This is a genomic window from Pseudomonas tehranensis, assembly GCF_014268615.1.
GTDB lineage: Bacteria > Pseudomonadota > Gammaproteobacteria > Pseudomonadales > Pseudomonadaceae > Aquipseudomonas > Aquipseudomonas tehranensis.
Genome location: NZ_JABWQV010000311.1, coordinates 1 through 5071, shown reverse-complemented (window position 1 = coordinate 5071; position 5071 = coordinate 1). Strand labels below are relative to the sequence as shown.

The following is a 5071-nucleotide window of genomic DNA, read 5'->3' as shown; positions in this document are numbered from 1 at the left end:
TTTCGCGAGCAAGCCCGCTCCCACATTTTTATCTGCGTTTGTCGGGTTATGCATAGCACGCTAACTATTTGTTTGACATTTGCTGCCTAGGCAGTAACATCTCGACATACATTCACTGCCTAGGCAGTAAAAGGTGGTCAGATGAAACATTTCACCCCGGACGATTTCCACAATTGCCACCTCGGCATGCTGCTCGGTCGTGCCGCGCTGCTCAAAGACCGGATCATCGATACCCACATGGAACCCGTCGGCATCACCGCCGCGCAGTTCAAGGTGTTGATCATCATGGCCCAGCACGGCATCGATACGCCGGTCGAGCTGTGTCGGTACCTGTCCCTGGACAGCGGTTCGATGACGCGAATGGTCGATCGTCTGGAGCAGAAAGGTTTTCTGATTCGCCAACGCTCGGCCGATGACCGTCGGCAGGTGCGACTGGTGTTGACCGAAGCCGGCCAGGCCTTGGCCGATCGCTTGCCGGTTATCGGCGCCGATGCCATGAACCAATTGGCGGCCGCCATCAGCCGCGAGGAGCTGCAAATCCTCGAACAAATCCTCAAGAAAATTCTGCTCGCCGCCGGTGATCCCATCACCGTGTTGCGGTTGGGGGGCAAATGAGTCGTAAAACCTTGCGTACCCGCATCAGCCTGGTGTTGCTGGCCATGAGCCTGGCCGGTTGTGCCAGCTACAGCGGCCTGAACACCGAAGGGGTCAGCCTTGAAGCACAACACCTCAAGGCCGGGCAATCTCTTAACGGCGTCACGCTGTCGCCCGCTGCCTGGCCGAAAAGCGATTGGTGGAAAAGCCTCGGCGACCCACAACTCGACGGCCTGATTCGCGAAGCCCTGCGCGACAGCCCGGACATGCAGATCGCCAGCGCCCGGGTGCATCAGGCCAGCGCCGCTGCCTACGCCGCCAACGCCGCGCGCATGCCGACCCTGGATGCCAGCGCCAGTGTCAGCCGTTCGCGCCTGGCCCGTGACCAGGACCCGCAAGGGCAGGGCGGGGCGTACAGCACGCTGCGTTCGCTGGGCGTGGATTTCAATTACAACTTCGACCTCTGGGGCGGCCAGCGCGCGGCCTGGGAAGCGGCCCTGGGCCAGGCCCGTGCCGCCGAAATCGACCGGCAGGCTGCCCAGCTGACGCTTGCTGCTGACGTGGCCCGGGCCTACAGCGATTTGGGTCAGGCCCATATCATTTATGACCTGGCATCCGAGGACCTTAAGCGCACCCGGCAAATGCTCGACCTGGGCAAGCGTCGCCTCAGTGCCGGGATCGACAGCGAATACCAGTTCCAGCAAACCGAAAGCCTGGAAGCCAGCGCCGATGCGAGCCGGATCGACGCGGAAAAACGCCTGCAAAGCGCAAAAATCGCCTTGGCGGTGCTGTTGGGCAAGGGACCGGACCGCGGCAATGAAATTGCTCGCCCCCACGTGCTGCAAGCCAGTGCCGTCGCCTTGCCATCGAACCTGCCGGCCGAATTGCTGGGCCGTCGTCCGGATCTGGTTGCCGGCCGTTGGCGCGTCGAGGCGGCGGGCAAGAACATTGAGGCCGGCAAGACGAATTTCTACCCCAACCTCAACCTGAGCGCGGCGGCGGGGGGGCAGTCGTTGTTGGGCGACGCGATGTTCGGTTCGGCCAGCCGTTTCTTCAACGTGGCACCGACGGTGTCGCTGCCGATCTTCGACGGCGGGCGACTGCGGGCGGACCTGGATGCCCGGGATGCCGATTACGACATGGCGGTGGCGCAGTACAACAAGAGTCTGGTCAAGGCCCTTGGGGATGTCAGCGACACCATCAACCAGTTGCGCGACATCGCCCGGCAGATCGCCGCGCAGCAACACGCCACCGATATCGCGCAGAACTCTTACGACACCGTGGTTCAGCGCTATGGCTCCGGCATCGGAAATTACCTGGACGTGCTGAGCATCGAGCAGCAATTGCTCCAGGCCCAGCGCCAACTGGCGAACCTGAATGCCGAGCAGATCGACCTGTCGATCCAACTGATGCAGGCCCTGGGCGGTGGCTTCGAGACCGACACCCTGGCTTCGGCCGCACCGGCCTCCACCACGCCGAACAACTGATTCGAGGTACTTGTCATGGCGACTGCCGAAACACCCCAACCCTCTGAAACTACCCAGGACAGCAGCAACCCGCGCAAGCGCAAGCTGATGCTGCTGGGGCTGGCACTGATTGTCGTCCTGGGTGGCCTGGGCGTCTGGGCCTGGCACGAACTGTATGGTCGCTGGAGCGAGAGCACCGACGACGCCTATGTGAACGGCAACGTGGTGGAGATCACGCCGCAAGTCACCGGCACTGTGGTGAGTATCGGTGCCGACGACGGGGACCTGGTTCGCGAAGGTCAGGTGCTGGTGCAGTTTGATCCGAACGACGCCGAGGTCGGGCTGCAAAGTGCCCAGGCCAACCTGGCCCGTACCGTGCGCCAGGTGCGTGGTTTGTACAGCAACGTCGATGGCATGCGCGCCCAGGTCAAAGCCCAGGAGGCCGAGGTACAGAAGGCCCAGGAGAACTACAACCGACGCAAGAACCTGGCGGCCGGCGGGGCGATTTCCCAGGAGGAACTGTCCCACGCTCGTGACGACTTGACCTCGGCGCAGAATGCGTTGGCCAACGCCAGGCAGCAACTCAAGACGTCCAGTGCCTTGGTGGATGACACCGTGGTGGCTTCCCATCCAGACGTGCAATCGGCCGCCGCGCAATTGCGTCAGGCCTACCTGACCAACGCTCGCAGCACCTTGATCGCGCCGGTCACCGGGTACGTTGCCAAGCGCACGGTGCAGTTGGGCCAGCGGGTGCAGCCGGGCACGGCGCTGATGGCGGTGATTCCGCTGGATCAGTTATGGATTGACGCCAACTTCAAGGAAACCCAACTGCGCGACATGCGCATCGGCCAACCGGTGGACATCGAAACCGACCTCTATGGCAGCGATGTGAAGTACAGCGGCACCGTCGACAGTCTCGGTGCCGGCACCGGCAGCGCGTTTGCCCTGCTGCCGGCACAGAACGCCACCGGCAACTGGATCAAGATCGTGCAGCGGGTGCCGGTGCGCATTCATATCAATGCCCAGGAACTGGCCAAGCATCCTTTGCGGGTTGGCCTGTCGACCCAGGTCGACGTCAATCTGCGGGACCAGAGTGGTCCGGTGCTGGCCCAGCAGCCACCGAAAAAAGCCTCTTTCAGCACCCAGGTCTACGACCGGCAACTGGTCGACGCCGACGCGATGATTACTCGCTTGATCCACGAAAACAGTGCCGCTGCCAGCAAGACCGCCCAGCGCTGATCACCTTGTGGGAGCCGAGCTTGCTCGCGATAGCGGCATGACAGGCAGCAAAGATATTGGCTGTAAGGGCCCCATCGCGAGCAAGCTCGGCTCCCACAGGTTTTGTGTTTTGTTCAATGGTCCAGGTAGTCCTGGAACCTGTGGGAGCAAGGCTTGCCCGCGATTTCTCCACCTGCGCTTTATAGGATCTCGCAATGAGCAATAACGCGTCCTTCACGCCGCCCAGCCTGTTGCTCAGCACCATCGGGCTGTCGTTGGCGACGTTCATGCAAGTGCTCGACACCACCATTGCCAACGTCGCCTTGCCGACCATTTCCGGAAACCTGGGCGTCAGTTCGGAGCAGGGCACTTGGGTGATCACCTCGTTCGCGGTGAGCAACGCCATCGCCTTGCCGTTGACCGGTTGGCTGAGTCGCCGCTTTGGCGAGGTGAAGCTGTTTTTGTGGGCAACCCTGCTGTTCGTGCTCGCCTCGTTTCTGTGCGGTATCTCCACTTCGATGCCGGAGCTGATTGGCTTTCGTGTCCTTCAAGGGCTGGTGGCCGGACCGTTGTACCCCATGACCCAGACCTTGCTGATTGCCGTGTATCCGCCGGCCAGACGCGGCATGGCCCTGGCGTTACTGGCGATGGTCACGGTGGTGGCGCCGATTGCCGGGCCGATCCTCGGCGGCTGGATCACCGACAGCTACAGCTGGCCGTGGATTTTCTTCATTAACGTGCCCATTGGGATCTTCGCCGTGATGGTGGTGCGCCAGCAGCTCAAGGCGCGGCCGGTGGTCACCAGCTACCAGCCAATGGATTACGTCGGGTTGATCACGCTGATCATCGGCGTCGGTGCGCTTCAGGTGATCCTCGACAAGGGCAACGACCTGGACTGGTTCGAGTCGAACTTCATCATTATCGGGGCGGTGATCTCGGTGATTGCCCTGGCGGTGTTTGTGATCTGGGAAATGACCGACCGCCATCCGGTGGTCAATCTGCGGCTGTTCGCCTACCGCAACTTTCGCATCGGCACCATTGTGCTGGTGGGGGGCTATGCCGGGTTCTTCGGCATCAACCTGATCCTGCCGCAGTGGTTACAGACCCAGATGGGCTACACCGCCACCTGGGCCGGGTTGGCGGTGGCGCCCATTGGCATCCTGCCGGTTTTGATGTCGCCCTTCGTCGGCAAATACGCCCACAAGTTCGACCTGCGCCTGCTGGCCGGGCTGGCGTTTCTGGCCATCGGCCTGAGTTGCTTCATGCGCGCCGGGTTCACCAACGAAGTGGACTTCCAGCACATCGCCCTGGTGCAGTTGTTCATGGGGATCGGCGTGGCGCTGTTCTTCATGCCGACCTTGAGCATCCTGATGTCGGACCTGCCGCCGCACCAGATCGCCGATGGCGCGGGGCTGGCGACGTTCCTGCGTACCTTGGGCGGCAGCTTCGCCGCGTCCCTGACCACCTGGATCTGGATCCGCCGGGCGGATCAGCACCATGCGTACCTGAGTGAAAGCATCAGCACCTATGAGCCGGCCACCCGCGAGGCGCTTAACCATCTCGGCGGCGCGAGCGCACCCGCTTATGCCCGGCTCGAGCAGATCCTCAACAGCCAGGCGTACATGCTCTCCACCGTGGATTACTTCACGCTGATGGGCTGGGCGTTCATGGGGCTGATCGTGCTGGTGTGGCTGGCGAAACCGCCGTTTGCGGCGAAGGCGGGGCCTGCTTCGGCGGGGCATTGATTCAGAAGTGAAATGCACTCCACTGTGGGAGCGGGCTTGCTCGCGAAA

Annotated in this window: 4 protein-coding genes; all 4 read left to right on the top strand. The window is 62.3% G+C overall.

Translation table 11 applies throughout. The features are described 5' to 3' along the window. Positions 1–141 precede the first annotated feature (141 nt). Entirely contained in the window at positions 142–615 is a 474-nt protein-coding gene (locus tag HU811_RS24710; protein ID WP_092403190.1) for a MarR family winged helix-turn-helix transcriptional regulator, read from the top strand. After that, the gene (locus HU811_RS24705; protein ID WP_186658607.1) at positions 612–2081 is read left to right on the top strand and encodes an efflux transporter outer membrane subunit; all 1470 of its coding nucleotides are present in this window, start codon (positions 612–614) and stop codon (positions 2079–2081) included. Before HU811_RS24710 ends, HU811_RS24705 begins: the two co-directional genes overlap by 4 nt. Before the next feature lie 15 nt (positions 2082–2096). Beyond that, positions 2097–3299 (top strand): HlyD family secretion protein, encoded by a 1203-nt coding sequence (locus tag HU811_RS24700; protein ID WP_186658605.1) that lies wholly within the window; start codon positions 2097–2099, stop codon positions 3297–3299. A gap of 194 nt (positions 3300–3493) precedes the next feature. Beyond that, the gene (locus HU811_RS24695) at positions 3494–5023 is read left to right on the top strand and encodes a DHA2 family efflux MFS transporter permease subunit (protein ID WP_186658603.1); all 1530 of its coding nucleotides are present in this window, start codon (positions 3494–3496) and stop codon (positions 5021–5023) included. Positions 5024–5071: the final 48 nt, after the last annotated feature.

What these genes read in the sequence shown, in the direction of transcription:
- HU811_RS24695 (WP_186658603.1), top strand. Translation starts at nt 3,494, where the DNA reads ATGAGCAATAACGCGTCCTTCACGCCGCCCAGCCTGTTGCTCAGCACC.
- HU811_RS24700 (WP_186658605.1), top strand. Translation starts at nt 2,097, where the DNA reads ATGGCGACTGCCGAAACACCCCAACCCTCTGAAACTACCCAGGACAGC.
- HU811_RS24710 (WP_092403190.1), top strand. Translation starts at nt 142, where the DNA reads ATGAAACATTTCACCCCGGACGATTTCCACAATTGCCACCTCGGCATG.
- HU811_RS24705 (WP_186658607.1), top strand. Translation starts at nt 612, where the DNA reads ATGAGTCGTAAAACCTTGCGTACCCGCATCAGCCTGGTGTTGCTGGCC.